This is a genomic window from Pyxidicoccus caerfyrddinensis, assembly GCF_010894405.1.
GTDB classification, from domain to species: domain Bacteria; phylum Myxococcota; class Myxococcia; order Myxococcales; family Myxococcaceae; genus Myxococcus; species Myxococcus caerfyrddinensis.
In genome coordinates, this window is the sequence record NZ_JAAIYA010000006.1 from 46,582 (window position 1) to 65,166 (window position 18,585).

Here is an 18,585-nt window from a genome sequence, read left to right on the forward strand (position 1 = left end):
CCTCACTCCTCCCGCAACGCGAGCGCGGGGTTGGCGCGCGCCATCTTCCACGCCGGGTACAGCCCGGCCAGCGCCGACGCCACCAGCGCCAGCAGCACCGCCTGCACCAACGTCGCCGGAGTCACCGCGAGCTGCAGCGTCCACCCGAAGGAGCGCTGGTTGATGACGTGCACCAGCACGTACGCCAGCGCCACGCCGAGCGGCACGGAGAACAGCCCCGCGAGCAGCCCCAGCAGGCCCGTCTGCAGGGACACCAGCCCCCAGAGCTGTCCCGGCGTCAGCCCGGTGGCGCGCAGCACCGCCAGCTCCCGGGCGCGCTCCAGCTGAAGCGACATCAGCGCGCTGAGCACACCCACGAAGGCCACGCCGATGGCCAGCAGCCGGAGCACCTGCGTAATCGTGAAGGTGCGGTCGAACACCTCCATGGACGCCTGCCGCAGCGAGCGGTTGGCGCGCACCAGCAGCGCCTGTGTGTCCCCGGCCCGCTCGCGCACCGACGCCACCAGCGCGTCCACGTCCTGCCCGGGCGCGGCGTACAGCGCGACGCCACTCACACCCCGGTCGTCGTACCAGCGCTCGTACGTGGAGCGCGGCATCAGCATCGTCCCCACGTCCGAGCCGTAGTCGAAGTACACGCCCACCACGCGGAAGTCGTGCGGCCCCTTGTCTGTCGCGAGTTGCACCGTGCTGCCCACGTCCACGTGGCGGTGGAAGCTGAAGGGCTCGGACACGAGGATGGCGTCCGGTGTCGCCTCCAGCTCGCGCCACACCGAGGCCGCGTCTCCCTGCTTGAAGCGATAGGGCCGCGTCTGCGTCCGCGAGAAGTCGATGGCCACCAGGTCCGTGGGCACGCCGTCCGCGCGCGTCGTCGTCACGCGGATGGTGCTGCTCGCGGCGACACCGGGCGTGGAGCGCAGGCGCTCATCCAGGCCCGGCATCAGCGTGGCGGTGCCGCGCCGTGCCACCAGCGACGGCGGGGAGATGAACACGTCCGCCTGCAGTGACGTGTCCAGCCACGACACCACCGTGCCACGGAAGCTGGACACCATGAGGCCCACGCCCACCGTGGTGGCCACCGCCACCATCAGCGCCGCCAGCGCCACCGCCGTGCGACTGAGGCTGGTGCGCACGCTGCGCGCCGCCATGCGTCCCATCAACCCGAAGGCCAGGCCCAGTGGCGCCGCGGCGGCCACCGACAGTCGCTCCGTCACCCATGGCACCAGCAGCGCCGCGCCCAGCAGCACGGAGAAGAGGCCCCCGTACGCCGGCAGCAGCGCCTGCGTGGGCCACGCCAGCAGCGCCGTGCCCGCGGCCAGCACTCCCAGGCCCAGCAGCGCCAGCTTCGGCGCGCGGCTTCGCGACACGTCCTCCACCGTGGAGCGCCGCATCGTCGTCACCGGCGGAGAGCGCGCCGCCTCCCACGCGGGCACCAGCGCGGCCAGCACCGTGGCGCCCAGGCCCAGCAGCAGGCCCTTGGCCAGCGTGAAGGGCTCCAGCGCCAGCCCGCGCACGCTCACCACGAAGTACAAGTCATTGAACGTCTGCGTGACGAGCCCCACCAGCCCGCGCGCCAGCAGCACGCCGAGCAGCAGCCCCGCCACCGTGCCCACGGCGCCGAGCACCGCCGCCTCGCCCAGCACCAGCCCGAAGAGCTCGCTCCGGGTGATGCCAATCGCGCGCAGCCGTCCCAGCAGCCCGCGCCGCTGCACCACGGAGAACGTCATCGTGTTGTAGATGAGGAACATCCCCACCACGAGCGCCAGCAGCGACAGCGCGGTGAGGTTGGTGCGGAAGGCCCGCGTCATCTGCTCCACCGTGCCCGCCCGCGCGGAGGCGCGCACCAACTCCGTGCCCGTGGGCAGCGTCGCCTCCAGCCGCTTCGCCTCCGCGTCGTCGCGCATCCGCAGGTCCACGCGCGTCAGCCGCCCCACCTTCCCGAGCACCTCCTGCGCGGTGGACACGTCCGTGAGCACCAGCGCCTCCAGCGCCCGCGCGGTGTCCGGGTCCGACGGCTCCAGCAGCGCCGACACGCGCAGCTTCTTGTCCAGGCCCTCCACGCGCACCGGCAATTCGCCCCCGGCGGAGACGCCCAGCGCCCGCGCGGCCCGGGCGCTCAGCAGCACCGAGCCCGGCTCGGTGAGCAGCGCGCCCACGTCGCCCACGGCCTCGCCCTTCGCGTACTCGCGGAAGGGAGCTTCGGCAAACGGGTCCACGCCCAGCACGGTGAGCGTGCGCTTGTCGCCCACCGCGGCCTGCACGTAGCCCTCCACCACCGGCGCGGACACCGGCGCGTCGCGGCGCAGGCGTAGGTCCCGGTACACGCGCTCGTCCACGCCCTGGGAGCCCGCGCCCACGAGCTGGTGCGTGGCCCGGCCGGCCACCGCGTCCGTGGAGCGCTCGAAGGCGCGCAGCGCGCTGTCGCTCGCGAGGTCGATGGACACCACCACCGCCACGCCCAACGCAATCCCCAACAGCGACAGCGCCGTCAGCCACGGGTGGCCGCCCAGGTGGCGCAGGCTGGAGCGGACCAGCAGCCCCTTCACCGCGCCTCCCTTCGCGCGTGCTCGCGCTCCACCAGCCGTCCGCCCTCCATCTGCAGCACGCGGTCCGCGCGCGCCACCAGCCCCGGCTCATGCGTCACCATGAGCGCGCACGCGTTGCCCTGCCGCGTGAGTCCCTCCAGCAAATCCAGCACCTGCCGCGCCGTCGTCTCGTCCAGGTTGCCGGTGGGCTCGTCCGCGAGCAGCAGCGGCGGCGAATGTGCCAGCGCGCGCGCCACCGCCACGCGTTGCTGCTCGCCGCCGGACAGCCGGTCCGGGAAGCTGCTCGCGCGCGCCGCCAGCCCCACGCGCTCCAGCAGCGCCCGCGCCTTCGCGCTGGACTCCGCGGCGCCGTGCCCGTTGAGCTCCAGGGGCAGCCGCACGTTCTCCTCCACCGTCAGCGTGGGCAGCAGGTTGAAGGCCTGGAAGATGAAGCCGATGCGCTCGCGCCGCAGCAGCGTGCGCTCGCGCTCGCTCAGCCGGCCCAGGTCCCTGCCGTCCACGCGCACCTCGCCCTGGCTGGGCACATCAATGCCGCTGATGAGGTTGAGCAGCGTGGATTTCCCCGAGCCGCTGCGGCCCAGCAGCACCACGAACTCACCCCGGTGCAGGGAGAGGCGGACGCCGGAGAGCACCTCTCGCACGGTGTCGCCTTCGGCATAGGCCTTCGTTACATCGCGCAGCTCGACGAGGGGCGGAGTGTCGGACGCAGGCATGGACGCGTCTCAAATACACGCATGGTCACCGGGCCGCCGTGTTTTGTGTCCCCCGTGCTGGAGTTCAGGCGCCCACGTGCCGGGCGTCCCATAAGTCCGAGTAGCGCCACTGCTCCAGGAAGCCCGCCACCTCCGACGCCAGCAGCGGGCCCGCCGTGTCCCGGGGGATGATGTGGTAGCCGTCGCGCAGGGAGAGGAAGCGCACCGCCGGGCTCGCCGTCAGCCGCCGGGCGAGCCACCGCCCGCCCTCCGGGTCCACCACGTGGTCCTGCTCCGCCACCGCCACCAGCGTGGGGCAGCGCACGTGCGCCACGTCCCGCACCGCCAGGTTCTGCAGGGTGCACAAGTCACGCAGCCGCGCCACCGGGAAGGCCGGGAGGACGGGCGCCTGGGCCAGCGCCTCCGGGTCCGAGAGGTCCGTGGCCGTCTTCTCCACCCAGGGGTGGGCCCACTCCAGCACCGGGGTGCGAGCCAGCTGCTTGATGAGGAACATGCGAGGCCCCCGGAAGCGCACCGCCGGGGCCACCAGCGCCAGGGCCTTCACGGTCTCCGGGTGCCGGGCCGCCAGCCCCAGTGCCAGCAGCGCGCCCATGGACAGGCCCGCGACGAAGATGTTCCGGTGGCCGTGCAGCGCGAGCAGCGCGCTGTCCGCCGCGGCCTGCCAGTCGCGCCAGTTGACGTGCAGCAGCGCCTGGGGCGTGGTGCCGTGCCCCGGCAGCCGGGGCGCCACCACGCGCATTCCGCGCGCGGCCAGGGCCTCCCCCAGCGGGCGCACGTCCCACGGGCTGCCGGTGAAGCCGTGCAGCAGCAGACACACGTCCTCGCCCTTGCCCAGGTCGAAGGGCGCCGTCTTCCGCGGGTCCATGGGCTCGGGGGGTGGCTCTGGCGTGGCGCTCACCCCGTGACGCTGGCCACGAACGGGCGCAGGCGCTATGCCCTCTGCCTCATGGCGGACACTCCGAAGCCCCCGGACATGCAGTTGCAGATACAGATAGACGAGGACGTGGCCAATGGTCAGTACGTGAACATGGCCCTGGTGAACCACTCCGACACCGAGTTCACCCTGGACTTCATCTACGTCCAGCCCCAGGTCCCCAAGGCCCGGGTCCGCTCCCGCATCATCACCAACCCCAAGCACATGAAGCGCCTGGTGGCGGCCATGCAGGACAACATCGCTCGCTACGAGGCGAAGTACGGCGCCATCGTCCTGCGCGAGGACGACAGCGGCATGCACTGACGGACGTCCGGCGCCCTACGAGTGCTGCTCGGCCGGCTGCCGGGGCGCGGCCGCGCCTTCCGGCGGCTGCTGTGTGGGCAGCGGCGGGGCGTCGGGCACCTCTTGCGGGGGCAGCTCATGCACCCCCTCTTCCTCCTCCTCCCGCATGGAAGGGTGCTGGCGCTCGGCGAGGTACGCGTCGACGCGCCGCTCCAGGTAGGAGGCCATCTCCGGGGACACCCGGGCCAGCAGGGCCCACTCGAAGTCGCCGGCGCGGTAGAGGTGGGGCTTCGTCGGGGACATGGGCTCACCCATCACATACGAGCCGGCCTGTCCCGAGGAGCCGGCGTTGCTCTTGCTGCCGCCTCCCTCGGACCCGCCCTCCTTGCCCTCCCGCGTGCCGGCGAAGCTGCCCGGGTGCGAGGGCGCCAGGCCGTTGGTGGTGTAGGCCATGCGGTACGCGCGCACCATGGTGCGGCCGTTCTCCAGCCGGACCGCCTGCACCAGCATGCGCGACCAGCTCGCGCCTATCTCGATGCTGCCCTCAATCTTCCACGAGGTGTGCACGTAGAGCGGGTCGGAGCTGGGGAGCAGCCGATACCCCCGCTCGCTGAGGATTTCCCGCGACGCCGTCAGCAGGGCCTCCGGCGGGAGCTTGTAGACGGCGTGGCTGCCGGTCCCCTCCAGCAACTCCTGGCGAGGGTCCCGGGTCGTGGCGCAGCCCGAGGCTCCCAGCACGAGCCCGACGGCCACCAGCAGTACGAGACGCCGCTTCATGACAGACCCACCTTGTCCCCGGCCCGGGGTGGAAAGGAATCCGGCGGCCTGGGGAGGCGGAGCCGGATGGCCTCGGATAGAACGCTCGGCCCCACGAAACATATCGCACAAGCCGCGCCCGTTTCCCCAATCACAGCGTGGCGCGGCGCACCGCGCTCACGGCGCCCGGGACACTCCCGGCCGCTGCCCCCTGGCCACACGGCCCGGGCCGGCGCAGACTCGGGGGTATCGTGCTCCGAATCCTCGTGCCGCTCTTCGTGCTGCTGTGCGCCTCTTCCGCGTCCGCCCAATGCCTGGGAGACGGCGTGCAGCTCTTCCCCACGCCGGGCGCCATCGTCCCCACCAACACGCGCTTCCTGCTGGAGGGCGTGGGCACCGCGCGCCCGCAGGTGGCGGCGCTGGTGGGCAAGAAGCTGCGGCTGGTGGCCGACAAGCACGTGGTGGAGGTGAAGGCGCTGCGCGGCTGGGAGAGCAGCCTGGGCCGGGCCACCGTCATCCTCAAGGTGAGCGGGAAGCTGGAGCCGGACACGCGCTACACGCTGCGTGTGGACGAGGTGATTCCCAACGTCATGGTGCTCAACGGCCCCAGCACGGTGCTGCCCGAGTGGCGCACGGGCAAGGGCCCCGACGGCTTCGCCCCGAAGTGGCTGAAGCGGCCCGCCGTGTCCGAGGGCATCCTCCGGCGCACGCCCCAGGGCACCGCCCGCTTCGTCCGGCTCAACCTGTCCTTGCGCGAGGAGAGCCCCGCCTACCTCGTGGTGAAGCTGGAGCCCCGGCGTCCGGGCCCCAGCGTCCAGCAGTACGTGGTGCCGGTGCACAACAACACCGCCTTCATCGGCCACGAGGCGTGCAGCGGCACCTTCGCCATGGAGGACGGGCGCAGCTACCGCGCCCGAATCGAGGCCTTCGACTCCGCGGGCCAGATGGCCCCACCCGTACCGCCCGTGGACTTCGAGGCCCCCGCGGAATGAGGCGGGGCGGGGGAGGTGACTCCCGCTACCGTAGGGGTGCGAAGATGCGGCGCTCCCTCTTCACACCCCGAGGTCTCCGTTCATGTCGCAGCGTCCCTTCCGCTTCCTCGCCGCCCTGTCCACCGCGTTCCTGCTCGCCGCCTGTGGTGGAGATGACGACGGCGACGGGGACTCCGGCGAGCCCACCCGCACCACGCTGAAGGCCGCGGCCGACCAGTACTGGGGCGCGCCGCGCTTCTCGCCGGACAGCTCCCGCATCGCCTTCGTGCGCGCGCTCCAGCAGGGCGACACGTACGAGGTGGCGGTGATGAAGGCGGATGGCACCGACGTCCGCATGCTGGCCGGCGACGGCACCTACCTGACGGGCCTCGCGTGGAGCCCGGACGGCACCCGCGTCTACTACTCCGGCGACGAGGGCATCTTCAGCATCCCCGCCGTGGGCGGCACGGCGGTGCGCGAGTACGACGCCTTCGCCGCGTCGGCGCTGGACGTGTCGCCGGACGGCAAGAAGCTCGTCTACGGCGTCAATGGCAGCGGGCTGTCCATCCTCGACCTGACCACGCACACGGTGCAGTCGCTCAACGACGACGGCTCGGCGCCGGCCTTCTCGCCGGACGGCAAGCGGCTGGCGTACGTCGACAGCCCGGAGTTCGACGTGCATGAGGTTCGCGTCCTCACGCTCGCCACGGGAGAGAGCACCCTGGTGTCGGCCGACGCCAGCTACCTGTCCACGGCGGACTGGCTGCCCGACGGCCGGCTCGCCGCCCTCACCGGGGACGGCATCTCGCTCTTCGACCTGTCGGGCGCGACGCCGCAGGGCACGCTGGTGCGCGACCAGTTCGCGGCGAAGGAGCTGGATGTCTCCCCGGACGGCAAGAAGATGGTGTACGCCATCAACGGGCAGGCCGACCTCTACGTGCTGACGGGCTTCTGAGCGGCGGGCCTTCCCCGGAGGGTGCATGACGACGGTGGACGTGGAGAGCCTCAAGCAGCGGATGGCCGCCTTCACGCTGACGCTGCAGGACGAAATCTGCGGCGCGCTGGAGCGGCTGGATGGCACGGCGCGCTTTCGCGAGGACCCGTGGACCCGTCCCGGCGGCGGCGGCGGGCGCAGCCGCGTGCTGGAGGACGGCGCCGTGCTGGAGAAGGCCGGCGTCAACACGTCCATCGTGTACGGCGAGTTGGAGGAGCAGTTCGCCCAGAAGCTCCAGGGAGAGGGCCGCACCTTCTGGGCGGGTGGCATCTCCCTGGTGCTGCACCCGCGCAACCCGCATGTGCCCACCGTGCACGCCAACTACCGCTTCATCCACCAGGGCGGGAAGGCGTGGTTCGGCGGTGGCGCGGACCTGACGCCGTACTACCTCTATGAAGAGGACGCGGCGCACTTCCACCGCACGCACAAGGCCGCGTGCGACAGGCACGACCCGGCGTACTACCCGCGCTTCAAGGCCGCGTGTGACAAGTACTTCCACCTGCGCCACCGCGAGGAGTCGCGCGGCGTGGGCGGCATCTTCTTCGAGAACATGGGCGGCGACTTGGAGAAGGAGTTCGCCTTCGTGCAGGACTGCGGCCGGGCCTTCCTCGCCGCTTACCTGCCCATCGCCGAGCGGCGCAAGGACACGCCCGTCACCGAGGCCCAGCGCTTCTGGCAGGAAGTGCGGCGCGGGCGCTACGTGGAGTTCAACCTCGTCTATGACCGGGGCACCGTCTTCGGCCTGGAGACGCGCGGGCGCACGGAGTCCATCCTCATGTCGCTGCCGCCGCAGGTGCGCTGGCGCTATGACCACCATCCGGAGCCCGGTTCCTGGGAGGCGCGGCTGGTGGAGGTGCTCCGCCACCCGCGTGACTGGGCGGGGCAGGGGGGCTGAAGGCGCATGCGCTCGCGCAAGAAGCTGATGGCCATCGTCGCCGGGCTGGTGGTGCTGGGCCTCGCCGTCTGGGGCTGGCTCTACTACCGGGGCATGCGCGCGCTGGGCGAGGGCCTGGCCAATGACGGCCGGGGCGGTGGCCTCTTCAAGGCCGACAAGCCCACCGACACGGAGGCGCGCATCAACGTGCTCGCGCTGTGTGACGCGGTGCAGAGCTACCGCGACGAGCACGGCACATACGTCGTCGCGGGCCCCACGCCGAAGGAGGTGCCGCGCGGCGGCACGCCGGTGCCCTTCCCCAAGGAGGAGCCCTTCCAGCACATCGGCTTCGAGCCGGGCGAGGAGGTGCGCTTCCAGTATGAGGTGGTGGTGCAGGAGAGCCCGGTGGGCGAGCCCGAGGTGTCCTGCCTCGCGCGCGGCGACTTCGATGGGGACGGGCAGAACTCCGTCTACCGCGTCCGTCTGGATTCGAACGGAATGACGACGCCCGTCGAAGTCGAGCACGAGGGCGAGTAGCCCGCCGCCGCAACCCCGGGCACGCTCCGCCCGAGAATCCGGCAACGGACCCTCTCGAAATGTCCGGTAACGGCACGGCACTCCCGCGGGAGTTAGGCTCCAGGCGTCCACTCTCCGCGGCTGGTGAGGCATCCCCCATGTCTGCCTTCCGAATCCCCTCCGCCCTCGGGCGCCTCCTCACCACCTCCCTGGGAGGCGGTGACGCCGCGCAGCGCGTCCCCCAGCCGAAAGAGGCCGCGCCCCGCCCGCGCCAGGGCGACATCTTCCGCAACCAGCCGCCCCCGCCCGCGGGCCGTCCCCCGCTGGCCGGTGACGAGCGCCCCCCGGTGAAGTCCGTGGAGGAGCTGGTGCCGCCCGGCCTGGAGGAGACGGCCGGCCAGGAGGAGCTGGGCCACCGCTTCGGCTCGGACGCCGCGCTGCTCGCCGCGCACCTCAAGCCCTCGCAGCTGTCCGGCTCGGAGCGCGCCACGCGCCTGTGGGCCTTCTTCGCCGCCTACGCGGAGACGGCCGCGGCCAAACCTCCTCAAGAGGAGGCGAAGGCCGCCTTCAAGGAGGCACTCGAGAGTCAGGGCTTCGCCGAGCTGCGCGACGCGCACACCCAGGAGAACGGCGTGGACCGGGGGCTGTGGGTGCTCAACGCCCGCTCCCCGGACGAGGCCCGCGAGCGCGCCGCCAGCGTCCGCCTGGAGCCCCCTCCGGACGTCCGCCACTCCGAGGCCGCCTCCCGTCAGGACAGCCCGGCGGCCGACCAGGCGACCGCTCTCCCGTCCGGCGCCCGCGCTTCAGAGGCCCTGAGGGGCATGCACGTCCCCATCGCCCTGGAGGCCCGCGAGGCGAACGTGGAAGCGGAGGACCCCGAGGAGGTCCACAAGCGGAAGACGAACCGCCGGCTGGGGAAGCGGATGCTGTGGAACGTGCTCCACCGCTTCCGCGCGGACCCGGAGGACGGCGCCGTGGCCGATGCCAACTGGGACCGGGCGACCTTTGGAGCCATGCTCGCCCTGGCCGCCATCGCCCTCATGGTGGCCGCGCTCGTGAGCCTCTAGGGCCGCCCACCGGCGAACCCCCCGCTCGCGCGAATCACTATGGCGGACGCCGGCTTGTGGTACGTTGCCGCACCCATTGGCTACCGACGACCTTACACTCGTCAAGCGCGTCCGGAGCGGCGACCAACGCGCATTCAAGCTCCTCGTCGAGCGTTACCAGCGCAAGGTGTACGCCGTTGCCCTGGGCATGCTGAAGGACAAGGAAGAAGCGATGGACGTCTCCCAGGAGGCGTTCGTCAAGGTCTACAAGTACCTGGACCACTTCAAGGGCGACTCGTCCTTCTACACCTGGCTCTACCGCATCACCGTCAACATCTGCATTGACGTGATTCGCAAGCGCGGCGGAGGCGGTGAGCACGTCGAGTTCGACGAGACGCAGGACATGGACCTGTCCGAGGCCCGCATCGGCGCGCTCGGCAGCCGCCTGGGCACCAACCCCCAGAAGAGCGCCCTGCGCCGCGAACTGGCGGAGAAAATCCAGGAGGCCCTGGCCACCGTGCCGGAGAAGCACCGCGCCATCCTCCTGCTCCGGGAGATCGAGGGAATGTCCTACGAGGACCTGGCCCGGACGTTGGATATCCCCAAGGGCACGGTGATGAGCCGCCTGTTCCATGCCCGGGCCAAGGTTCAGAAAATCCTGAGTGAATACCTGGAGTTGGACGAAGCGAAGAGCGGAGTGGGGAACGAGTGAGCGGGCCTCGAATATCTGAGGGAGCCCTGCGTCCCAATTTTCGCACTCCCCACCAGGAAGCAGGGTGAAGGTCATGGCCGGAAATCCCGCGTGTGAGCGTTTCGTCCCAATGCTCTCCCCGTACGTCGACGGGGAACTGACGCCCGCCGAGCGCATCAACGTGGAGCGTCACCTGGGCGCGTGTCGCGACTGCACCGGGCGCACGGCGGACCTGCGGGCCGAGTCGGGACTGCTCCGGGTGGGCCTGGACATGGCCGTGGACGACGTCGACTTCAAGGACTTCGCCCAGAAGGTCATGGCCCGGGTGACGCCGGAGAAGCCGCCCCTCATCGAGCGGATGAAGCTGGCGCTGTCGGAGATGTTCCTCTACCAGCGCACGGCGATGATTTCGTCGCTCGCCACCGCCGCCGTGCTGGTGCTGGTGGCGCTGCCGCTGCTGATGAGTGACAGGGCCCCGGTGGGCTACGCGGCCGAGCGCATGACGGTGAAGTCCATCCAGCCCTACCAGAACGCGAACGCGCGCGTCGCGCCGGTGGTGATGGAGACGGACAACGGCGGTACCATCATCTGGCTGGTGGATGAGGAGTCGGGTGACACCTCGTCTTCCGGCAAGGACGACGAGGAGCTGGAGGAGGAGATTGGCGGCGGCATGTCTCCGGACGGTGACGGGCTCAAGCGGCCCGCGCGCCCGGGGACGGACGCCCCACGGCCGTCGGGAGGTCCCCTGTGAGAATGCACGCTGTGTCGAGTCGCCTGGTGCTGGCCCTGCTGGGAGTCGGGTTGCTCTTGCCCGTGGCGGCCCGCGCCCAGGACGAGAAGGTCCAGGTCCAGGCGGAGGTGGTGCTCGCCTCGAAGAAGGGCTCCGAGGTGGAGCCCCCCGAGCTGGCGAAGATGAAGGAGCAGTTCCAGAAGCAGAGCCTGAACTTCACGTCCTTCAAGCGCCTGTCGCTGCAGGTGCTCGAGGTGTCGGCGAAGCAGCCCACCGAGCTGAAGCTGCCCAACGGCACCAACGCGACGCTGCAGCTGCTGGGCATGAAGGACGGCATCGCCACGGTGCGCATGTCCATCCCGCGCAAGGCCACGCTGGACGTGGAGCTGGGGCGGCAGGGCACCGTCTATCAGATGGCCGGCAAGTACGTGGGCGGCGAGCTCATCCTCGTCCTGGCCCCGCCGGCGAAGTAGTCGTTGCTCCCCGCGCGCCGCGTCCCTTCCAAAGGCGATGCGGCGCCCGGAGAGAGGGCCCTTCAGGCGGCGCGGTGGACGGAGACGTCCCGCACCCGGGGGCTCGGCGCCTCGTCCTCGTCCGTCAGGTCCACGTCGAGCTCCTCGGCGTCGTCTCGCGTCTCCAGCACCAATGGAGGCGGCAGCGGGACCTGGCGCGCGGCCACCGGCTCCTCGGCGCGCTCGCGCTCCAGATGGATGCGCAGCCCGTCGAACATCAAATCGAATGCGCCGTAGATGCGCTCCACCATGGCCAGCGCGTCGGCGCGGATGGCGGGCGCCAGCTCCATGGACTCCAGCTCCGCCGCCAGCTCCTCCTCGAACATGGCGTGCTGCGCCTCCGCCTTCATGTGGTGGTCGGAGAAGTACTTCAGCCGGTCGTCCGCGCCCTGCACCGCGGAGATGGTGGCGGTGCGGCCGAAGAAGACGTGGCTGGTGGACTCCAGCGCCCACAGCAGGACGATGCGCAGCCGGTCATCCACCTGGCGGTACACCTCGCTGATGATGGCGTAGGCCGCGTCGCGCGTCTTCACGTGCGCCTTGCCGTACATGGTGCCGATGCTCAGCGAGCCGCCGGTGAGCGCGGCGATGTCCTCCTCGAACCACTGGTCGTGGCCGCTCTCCTCCGAGTGGTGCCGCGTGGCGAGCGCCTTGAGGTGCGCGTCCTGGATGAAGTGCGCGTTGAGGCGCAGCACGTCCTGGAACGTCATCACCCAGAAGGTCAGGCGGGGGGCGAATGCCATCACCTGCTCGATGGGGCGGTCCATCTTCAAGTCGGAGAAGAACGGGTGTGAGGCGAACCGCGCCTCGCAAACGGCGATGTGTTGGAGCACGGCCTTCATGGTGATTCCTCACGGTGTTGGGTCTCCGCCCCGGCCAGGCGGAGATGTCGGGAGCACTCACCCGCCGCGGGGAGCAGAGCGGGCGTCAAGGCGTGCGGCGTGCGCTACCAGTTGACGGTGTACGAGCAGGAACCGTCTCCCCGGCGCCGGCAGCTCTTGGGGTCATGTTCAATACGCACCCAGAGCGAATCCTTGGGGCGGAACCTGTCACCAATGGCTTCGATGAGGCCCAGGTCCAAATCACATGGATAGGGATTGTCACACACCATGCGCGCGTTGCGCTTGTCGACGGGCTCGAAGCGGTAGCCGCCGATGGCGCCCTTGCCGCGGTGGTTCATCCGGTACGCCACGTCGATGGCGCGCAGCCCCTTCTCCAGCGTGTCGATGTCGGGAGGGAAGTGCGCGCTGTCGGGAATCTTCCTGCCAATCGTTCTCACGGTGCTCGGTCCAATCTTCTCGAAGACGAGCTGGAAGGACTTCAGCAGGGCCGGCATCGGGTACCACGCGTCCGCTTTCAGCGGGCTGATGCCGTTCTCCGCCAGGATTCTCAGCGCGCGCGATTGCGCGAGCTCCATTCCATTAACGATGGCCAGGATGGACTGCCCGATGACCTCTACACCCTGGTAGGCCATGGGCTGGAGCGTGACTGCGGTGACGGGGGGGGTCTTCAAATCCATACGGTGTACGCCCTCGCAATGAGTGCGAGACATTGAACCGGTTTTTTCCAATCTTTTCAAATTGACTGAGATGTCTGTAATTTTCCGGCGGAGGGACTAAGGGGAATCCCGCAGGTGTGGTTTTGACTCGCGCGCGCTGTGCAGCCGCGCTCGCCCGAGTCGCGCTGGAAGTATGGGCGGGCGGGCCGGCGAAGCATGTCTGGCTATGTCGGTGAGCCGCGCTCCGGTGTGTGTCGAATGCAGTGACAGTCGCTCGCGTGCAGCGGTGCTGTGCTGGCGTGACGGATGTCGGTGGTGCGCGCAGATGTCACCGTGTTGCGTGTGCCGGTGCCGGTGTCGCGCGCGGTTCACGCGGCGGCGCAGGCGGTCCGTGCAGCCGGTGTCGGGAGTCCCTGTGGGGTGCGCGCGGCGGTGTTGGGGGTCCATACCTCCGGTGTCGGAAGTCCGTGTGGGGTGCGCGCGGCGGTGCGGGGGGCCATACCTCCGGTGTCGGAAGTCCGTGCACGTGGGTGCCGGAGCTCCAGGCACCCGGTGTCGGGCGACCACCACGGGGCGCGGCCCACGTACGCGGGGCCGTGCGGCCGTGCATGCGGGTTTCGCACGCCAGGCGTGCGGTTCTGGCAGTCGCGTGTGCGGTGCAGTCGCTCCCGCCCGCGGCGGCGGTGGCTCATGCGTGCGGTGCAGGCGCCTGGGGCCCGCGGTGTGCCGTGGTGGGGCGTGCGTGTACCGCGCGTGGGAGCGGGTGTACGGGGCTGGGACGCCGGGCCCGGCGCGGGGGCGGACGTTTCGTCGGGCTTTCCGGACAGGGGCTGAAAAAAGGTCAGACTTTCCGTGCCCGGCAGGGGGTAGGCAGGCGGGCGACCCTCGTAATCCCGAGGGTTTAGTGCTCGGCATGGGCGTTGCTCTGAGGGAGAGGCGTGCAGGGCGGCGGCGGCGGGCTGATCGCAGGACTGGCAGACACCCTCAACCTTGGAGATGAAATCATGGCGAAGACGACTCAGCGTGGGCAGGTCATCCGTCGTAAGGCCCGGCAGGTGAAGGTGACGACGGCGCGTGCGGTGAAGGGCGCTGGCCGGAGCGCGCGTCAGGTGCAGGTGACGCTGGGCGACCTCATCGCCGCCGCGTTCGACACGGTGGGCGGCGAGGTGAAGAAGGTGGCCCAGGTGATGTCCTCCACGGACATGACGCTGGCCACCGGCAAGCACATCGTCTTCGTCGGCTGACACGCGGGCTTCGTGATGTGCGCCACCCCGTGGCGCCAGGGCGTTGGTGGCGACGGTAAGGGGTTGCACGGGTGAGACGCGTCATCATTCCTGGACGGAATTGCTGGACGGTAGAGGAGGCGAGCGACGCGGGCGTACTGGTGGACGCGCGCGCCTACTATCGGGAGCTGTACCGGGCCGCGCAGAAGGCCCGACGCTACATCGCGATTACGGGCTGGCAGTTCGACAGCGACGTGGCGCTGCTGCGAGGCGACGACCTCGGCGAGGCGCGCGGCGAAGTGCGGCTGCTGCCGATGCTGGACGAGCTGTGTCGTGCCAACCCGGAGCTGCACGTCTACGTGCTGGCCTGGGACTTCAGTCTGCTGCTCGCGATGGAACGCGAGTGGATGCAGCACCTCATCTTCAACTGGACGACGAACGAGCGCGTGCGCTTCCGCTTCGATGCGTCCAGTCCGCTGTACGGCGCGCACCACCAGAAGCTGGTGGTCATCGACGGCGTGGTGGCCTTTACCGGCGGCATGGATGTCTGTGATTGCCGCTGGGACGACAGAGACCATCCGGTGCGCTCGCCGCTGCGCTGTGACAGCGGGAGGGACCCGCACGGTCCCTATCACGACGTGCAGTCCGTGCTCACCGGGCCGGTGGTGGACAAGCTCTCGGAGCTGTTCGAGGCGCGCTGGGCGCACTCGGGCGGCGGTGAGCTGAAGCTGCCGAAGGTGGCGCGCGACGACGTGGGCTTCACCCCGAGCATTCCGGCGCCGCCGGGGCCGGTGGCCATCAGCCGGACCTTCGGCAAGACGCTGCTGCCTCCGCAGGAAGCCGTGCAGGAGGTGCGCGCCCTGTTCCTGGACGCCATCGCCTCGGCCGAGCGCTTCATCTACATCGAGAACCAGTACTTCTCCTCGCGCGCCATCTACCAGGCCCTGGTGAAGCGCATGCGCGAGCCGGGACGCGGCCGCCTCCAGGTCATGCTGGTGCTGCCGCAGCAACCCGAGGCGCTGCGCGAGCAACTGGCCATGGGCATTGCCCAGGTGCGCCTCTTGCGCGCGCTGGAGCGCGTGGCGCGGGAGATGGGCCATGACTTCGGCGCGTACTGCTCCGCGGGACGCGACGAGCAGAGCGGCGCGGACGTCTACACGTACATCCACTCGAAGGTGATGGTGGTGGATGACCGGTTCCTCACGCTGGGCTCGGCCAACACCACCAACCGCAGCCTGGGGCTGGACTCGGAGCTGAACCTGAGCTGGGAGGCGGAGGAGGACGGCGACGCGGTGTCGCGCGCCATCCGCCGCATCCGCGTGTCGCTGATGGCGGAGCACGCGGGCCTGGAGGGCGTGGAGTCCGTGCGCGTGCTGGCTCGCGCCGACGGCGACCTCGTGGACTGGCTGGACGGCATGGCGGCCGCGGGCCTGTACCGGCTCCGCCCGCACCCGATGCAGACGGTGTTCGACCAGAGCCCGCTGCTCAAGTCGCTGGAGCCGGAGGAGCTCATCATCGACCCGGAGGAGTCCGTGCTGGACGAGTCCCTCTTCGAGGCGCTCCACCGCGCGGAGGACGGACTCTTCGCCTCCGGTATCCGCCTGCTGTCCCGCTGGCTGGTGGGCACGGGCACCGAGCGGCCGCACCGCGCCATCTGCCCGACCAACTCGGAGGATGGTCGCTCCAGCGGCTGAGCCGGCTGTCCGTGAGTCCCGGGTGAAGCTCCGGGGACGAGGCGGATGCGAGCGCCCGTCCGCCCGGATGCCCTGGGGCGGGCCCGGAAGCGCGGGCTCGTGCGCCGGGTTGTTCGAGCCTCGTGGGTCGCCAACTTGTCGGGAGAGCCCTCTCGAGGCGTCCGACGTGGTGGACAACGCGCGCCGGGACCGCCAGGGCGCGCCCACCGTCTATGACGGCGAGGCGGCGGCCTCTAGCAGGTCGCTCCCGGCACGTGTCACCCGTCAGGTCTCCGGACACGGCGGGTGTGCGTGTGCCCACGCACCGCAGTGTCACCCACACGTTGCGCGGGTCGGTTGCTTCGTCCGACGGCGCGGCCGGGTAGAGTCGGGGGACGATGACTGGCGCCCCCTTCTTCGTCCTTCTCGCCCTCGTTTCCACCCAGCAACCCGAGGCTGGTTCCACCATCGAGGAGGTCCCCAACGAGGAGGCCCCCTCTTCCGGAGGCGGGGCTTCGTCCGTCACCACGGCACGGCTGGACGAGCCCGCTCCGCCGGGCGCGCGCACCGGTGGCGAGGGCTTCGGCTTCAGCGCCCAGCTGGAAGCGGGCGCGCTGAGCTTTCCCTCGGGCACGCCAGGGGGCGGGCAGGACCTGTTCGCGCGGGTGTACCCGGCGCTGGGGCTGACGAAGGGGGAGACCTTCGTGCTGCGGCTGGGTGCCAACCTGCGCCTGCGGGTGGTGGACGCGGAGCCGAAGCAGCAGGAGCTGGACTACGGCGGGTACCTGCGCCGCGAGGACTGGGATGAGCTGAGCGACGCCGGGCAGGTGGTGCGCATGCTGCGCATCGGCCAGGAGGGCCGGCCGTTCTTCCTGCGCGTGGAGCCCTTCGTCGACGAGACGCTGGGGCGCGGCTACCTGGTGAATCGCTACAGCAACGTGCTGTCGCCGGACTACCACCCGGCGGGTGGCACGGTGACCTTCGTCAAGGGCGCGGTGCGCGCGGAGGTGCTGGCCAGCGACGTGCTCGCCGCGCGCATCTTCGCGGCCGAGGCGCTGCTGGACATCGGCCGCATGGCCAGCGAGGACGCGAAGCGGTTCGACCGCTACCTGCTGCGCCTGTCCGCCGCGCACGAGGCGGGTCGCGCGGGCGGGACGTCGCCGACGATGACGCTGGCGTCGGTGGGCGGCGACGTGGCGCTCTACAAGGGCGAGCGCCTGCGCACGTGGGCGCTGCTCGGTGGCGGCGCGCGCTTCTCGGAAGGGCACACGCCGGACTTCGGCGGGCTGCTCGGCCTGGCGATGGAAGGGCAGACGTCGAGCGGCACGCAGCTCAGCGTCACCCTGCAGGGGCGGAAGCAGGGTGGCACCTTCCGCTTCGGCATGTTCGGGCCGGACTACGAGCTGGGGCGCTTCTCCGGCGTGGGCCTGTCGGAAGTGCCCCTGGCGGAGGAGGTGCTGCCCTCGGGCTTCTCCGGCTACCTGGAGCTGAGCGTGGCGCAGGGCGGCCCGGACCGGTTGATGCTGCTCGGCAGCCTGGCGGCGCAGTACTTCGGCTTCGGCCGCACGGACGCGGACGTGTCCGCGGGCTTCGAGCTGCCGGGCGCCCGGACGCGTGTCCTGGCGCACGCGGTGCTGACGGCGGTGGGGGACCGGCCCCGTTACTCGTTGGGCCTGGAGGTGCGCCAGCGTGTCCTCAACCACTTCTATGCCTGGGGCTCCGGCGGGACGGTGCACTTCCCGCAGCCGGACGGCACGCTCGTGCGAGGCGTCACCGCGGGCCTTGGCGTGGGCGTGGACTTCCAGCGCTGAGGCGCTGCGCCTTCACCGCGGAGGTCGGTGGTGAGGGCCTTCGCGGCGTGGCGCCTGGGCGCGTTGCTCGTGGCCGTGTCGGGCCCGGCGTGGGGTGAGCCCGAGGAGCACCCGCGCGAGGACTACCTGCGCACGCTGGAGCGCTTCGAGCAGGGCTGGGGCTTCTCGCTGGAGCGCGTCTTCGACTCCGGGCTCGTCGCGGCCCGTGCCCTCCGGGAAGGTCCGCCCGCGCCGCTGCCGGGCTTCCTCGTCAACGACGAGGATGCGCTCGACTTCCGGCCGGACCCCCGCTTCTTCCTCGACCTGGCGAAGCGGCGGGGCACCGAGGTCGACCAGGAGTTCTTCTCGCTGCTGGGCCGCACCTACGCCCATGACGGCGTGTCGCGGCTGTACCACGCGCCCGGCGGCTGCGACGCCTTCGACCACCCGGAGCTGGAGCCCCTCTACCGGAACTGGACGCGCTTCTGGGCCACGCACCCGCGCGCGTACACGGAGGCGGTGGACCGCGAGGTGGCGGCGCTGGAGGACCTGGTCGCCCGGAGCACCTGCGCCTGCGGCGACCGCGAGTCCGTGGAGGCCGGGCTGGAGCGCTTCCTGAAATCATTCCCGCGCTCGCCCGTAGCCCCCGATGTCCGCGCCCGCCTGGAGCAGGTGCGCGCGGGGACCAGCGACTTCCGCTTCCGCTGCCAGCCGGGCTGAAGCCGCTGCTTTGCGGGTGAGCACGTGCCTCCCCGCCTCGCGCGACACCCCCACAGAAGTCGACTTGACTACGACTGTAGTCACGCGTACCTTGCTTCGTGACTACAGTTGTCGTCACG

Annotated in this window: 19 protein-coding genes; 13 read left to right on the top strand and 6 right to left on the bottom strand. The window is 70.8% G+C overall.

The window, feature by feature from the left end; all coding sequences use genetic code 11:
- Positions 1–2 precede the first annotated feature (2 nt).
- From G4D86_RS15590 to G4D86_RS15600, 3 genes are all read right to left on the bottom strand, one after another.
- Positions 3–2,543: an FtsX-like permease family protein gene (locus G4D86_RS15590; protein ID WP_163994328.1), complete on the bottom strand. Its 2,541-nt coding sequence runs from the start codon at positions 2,541–2,543 to the stop codon at positions 3–5.
- Complete coding sequence (locus G4D86_RS15595) at positions 2,540–3,256, bottom strand: ABC transporter ATP-binding protein (RefSeq protein WP_163994330.1); 717 nt, start codon at positions 3,254–3,256, stop codon at positions 2,540–2,542. Before G4D86_RS15595 ends, G4D86_RS15590 begins: the two co-directional genes overlap by 4 nt.
- 64 nt (positions 3,257–3,320) lie before the next feature.
- On the bottom strand, positions 3,321–4,121 hold the full coding sequence (locus G4D86_RS15600) for an alpha/beta hydrolase (RefSeq protein WP_163994333.1): 801 nt from the start codon (positions 4,119–4,121) through the stop codon (positions 3,321–3,323).
- Between the two features lie 81 nt (positions 4,122–4,202).
- Here G4D86_RS15600 and G4D86_RS15605 point away from each other — a divergent pair, with 81 nt between their 5' ends.
- Positions 4,203–4,493, top strand: a complete 291-nt coding sequence (locus G4D86_RS15605; RefSeq protein ID WP_163995127.1) for a DUF3467 domain-containing protein — start codon at positions 4,203–4,205, stop codon at positions 4,491–4,493.
- A 15-nt stretch (positions 4,494–4,508) separates the two neighbouring features.
- Here the strand turns inward: G4D86_RS15605 and G4D86_RS15610 are convergent, their stop codons facing one another.
- Complete coding sequence (locus G4D86_RS15610) at positions 4,509–5,249, bottom strand: hypothetical protein (protein WP_163994336.1); 741 nt, start codon at positions 5,247–5,249, stop codon at positions 4,509–4,511.
- Positions 5,250–5,476: 227 nt separating this feature from the next.
- On the opposite strand from G4D86_RS15610, the gene G4D86_RS15615 reads away from it, so the two are divergent.
- The 8 genes from G4D86_RS15615 (at position 5,477) to G4D86_RS15650 (ending at position 11,523) form a co-directional block, all read left to right on the top strand.
- Positions 5,477–6,220, top strand: a complete 744-nt coding sequence (locus tag G4D86_RS15615; RefSeq protein WP_163995128.1) for a hypothetical protein — start codon at positions 5,477–5,479, stop codon at positions 6,218–6,220.
- A gap of 82 nt (positions 6,221–6,302) precedes the next feature.
- Positions 6,303–7,154 (top strand): TolB family protein, encoded by an 852-nt coding sequence (locus tag G4D86_RS15620; RefSeq protein ID WP_163994338.1) that lies wholly within the window; start codon positions 6,303–6,305, stop codon positions 7,152–7,154.
- Between the two features lie 25 nt (positions 7,155–7,179).
- Positions 7,180–8,088 carry an oxygen-dependent coproporphyrinogen oxidase gene (gene hemF, locus G4D86_RS15625; protein ID WP_163994341.1) on the top strand — a complete coding sequence of 303 codons (909 nt, stop codon included), beginning with the start codon at positions 7,180–7,182 and terminating at the stop codon, positions 8,086–8,088.
- Positions 8,089–8,181: 93 nt separating this feature from the next.
- Complete coding sequence (locus G4D86_RS15630; protein ID WP_240360311.1) at positions 8,182–8,604, top strand: hypothetical protein; 423 nt, start codon at positions 8,182–8,184, stop codon at positions 8,602–8,604.
- 137 nt (positions 8,605–8,741) lie between these two features.
- Entirely contained in the window at positions 8,742–9,650 is a 909-nt protein-coding gene (locus tag G4D86_RS15635; RefSeq protein ID WP_163994347.1) for an Immediate early protein ICP0, read from the top strand.
- Between the two features lie 76 nt (positions 9,651–9,726).
- Positions 9,727–10,341 (top strand): RNA polymerase sigma factor, encoded by a 615-nt coding sequence (locus tag G4D86_RS15640; protein WP_163994350.1) that lies wholly within the window; start codon positions 9,727–9,729, stop codon positions 10,339–10,341.
- Positions 10,342–10,414: 73 nt separating this feature from the next.
- Positions 10,415–11,071 (top strand): anti-sigma factor family protein, encoded by a 657-nt coding sequence (locus G4D86_RS15645; protein WP_163994353.1) that lies wholly within the window; start codon positions 10,415–10,417, stop codon positions 11,069–11,071.
- Complete coding sequence (locus G4D86_RS15650; protein ID WP_163994356.1) at positions 11,068–11,523, top strand: hypothetical protein; 456 nt, start codon at positions 11,068–11,070, stop codon at positions 11,521–11,523. Before G4D86_RS15645 ends, G4D86_RS15650 begins: the two co-directional genes overlap by 4 nt.
- A gap of 62 nt (positions 11,524–11,585) precedes the next feature.
- Here G4D86_RS15650 and G4D86_RS15655 read toward each other — a convergent pair whose 3' ends face one another.
- Together G4D86_RS15655 and G4D86_RS15660 are read right to left on the bottom strand one after the other, a co-directional pair.
- A complete protein-coding gene (locus G4D86_RS15655; protein ID WP_163994358.1) occupies positions 11,586–12,404 on the bottom strand; it encodes a hypothetical protein in 819 nt (272 codons plus the stop codon).
- Positions 12,405–12,508: 104 nt separating this feature from the next.
- A complete protein-coding gene (locus G4D86_RS15660) occupies positions 12,509–13,081 on the bottom strand; it encodes a hypothetical protein (protein WP_163994361.1) in 573 nt (190 codons plus the stop codon).
- Positions 13,082–14,064: 983 nt separating this feature from the next.
- Here G4D86_RS15660 and G4D86_RS15665 point away from each other — a divergent pair.
- The 4 genes from G4D86_RS15665 (at position 14,065) to G4D86_RS15680 (ending at position 18,466) form a co-directional block, all read left to right on the top strand.
- Positions 14,065–14,304 carry a chaperonin gene (locus tag G4D86_RS15665; RefSeq protein WP_163994363.1) on the top strand — a complete coding sequence of 80 codons (240 nt, stop codon included), beginning with the start codon at positions 14,065–14,067 and terminating at the stop codon, positions 14,302–14,304.
- A 71-nt stretch (positions 14,305–14,375) separates the two neighbouring features.
- Positions 14,376–15,977 carry a phospholipase D-like domain-containing protein gene (locus tag G4D86_RS15670; protein ID WP_163994366.1) on the top strand — a complete coding sequence of 534 codons (1,602 nt, stop codon included), beginning with the start codon at positions 14,376–14,378 and terminating at the stop codon, positions 15,975–15,977.
- A 377-nt stretch (positions 15,978–16,354) separates the two neighbouring features.
- The gene (locus G4D86_RS15675) at positions 16,355–17,767 is read left to right on the top strand and encodes a hypothetical protein (RefSeq protein WP_163994368.1); all 1,413 of its coding nucleotides are present in this window, start codon (positions 16,355–16,357) and stop codon (positions 17,765–17,767) included.
- A 30-nt stretch (positions 17,768–17,797) separates the two neighbouring features.
- Positions 17,798–18,466 carry a hypothetical protein gene (locus G4D86_RS15680; protein WP_163994371.1) on the top strand — a complete coding sequence of 223 codons (669 nt, stop codon included), beginning with the start codon at positions 17,798–17,800 and terminating at the stop codon, positions 18,464–18,466.
- Positions 18,467–18,585: the final 119 nt, after the last annotated feature.

Excerpts from the sequence above, each read along its gene's own strand:
- G4D86_RS15635 (WP_163994347.1), top strand. The coding sequence starts at position 8,742 with ATGTCTGCCTTCCGAATCCCCTCCGCCCTCGGGCGCCTCCTCACCACC.
- G4D86_RS15620 (WP_163994338.1), top strand. The coding sequence starts at position 6,303 with ATGTCGCAGCGTCCCTTCCGCTTCCTCGCCGCCCTGTCCACCGCGTTC.
- G4D86_RS15660 (WP_163994361.1), bottom strand. The coding sequence starts at position 13,081 with ATGGATTTGAAGACCCCCCCCGTCACCGCAGTCACGCTCCAGCCCATG.
- G4D86_RS15610 (WP_163994336.1), bottom strand. The coding sequence starts at position 5,249 with ATGAAGCGGCGTCTCGTACTGCTGGTGGCCGTCGGGCTCGTGCTGGGA.
- G4D86_RS15645 (WP_163994353.1), top strand. The coding sequence starts at position 10,415 with ATGGCCGGAAATCCCGCGTGTGAGCGTTTCGTCCCAATGCTCTCCCCG.
- hemF (WP_163994341.1), top strand. The coding sequence starts at position 7,180 with ATGACGACGGTGGACGTGGAGAGCCTCAAGCAGCGGATGGCCGCCTTC.
- G4D86_RS15675 (WP_163994368.1), top strand. The coding sequence starts at position 16,355 with ATGACTGGCGCCCCCTTCTTCGTCCTTCTCGCCCTCGTTTCCACCCAG.
- G4D86_RS15630 (WP_240360311.1), top strand. The coding sequence starts at position 8,182 with ATGCGCGCGCTGGGCGAGGGCCTGGCCAATGACGGCCGGGGCGGTGGC.
- G4D86_RS15605 (WP_163995127.1), top strand. The coding sequence starts at position 4,203 with ATGGCGGACACTCCGAAGCCCCCGGACATGCAGTTGCAGATACAGATA.
- G4D86_RS15595 (WP_163994330.1), bottom strand. The coding sequence starts at position 3,256 with ATGCCTGCGTCCGACACTCCGCCCCTCGTCGAGCTGCGCGATGTAACG.
- G4D86_RS15655 (WP_163994358.1), bottom strand. The coding sequence starts at position 12,404 with ATGAAGGCCGTGCTCCAACACATCGCCGTTTGCGAGGCGCGGTTCGCC.
- G4D86_RS15665 (WP_163994363.1), top strand. The coding sequence starts at position 14,065 with ATGGCGAAGACGACTCAGCGTGGGCAGGTCATCCGTCGTAAGGCCCGG.
- G4D86_RS15600 (WP_163994333.1), bottom strand. The coding sequence starts at position 4,121 with ATGGACCCGCGGAAGACGGCGCCCTTCGACCTGGGCAAGGGCGAGGAC.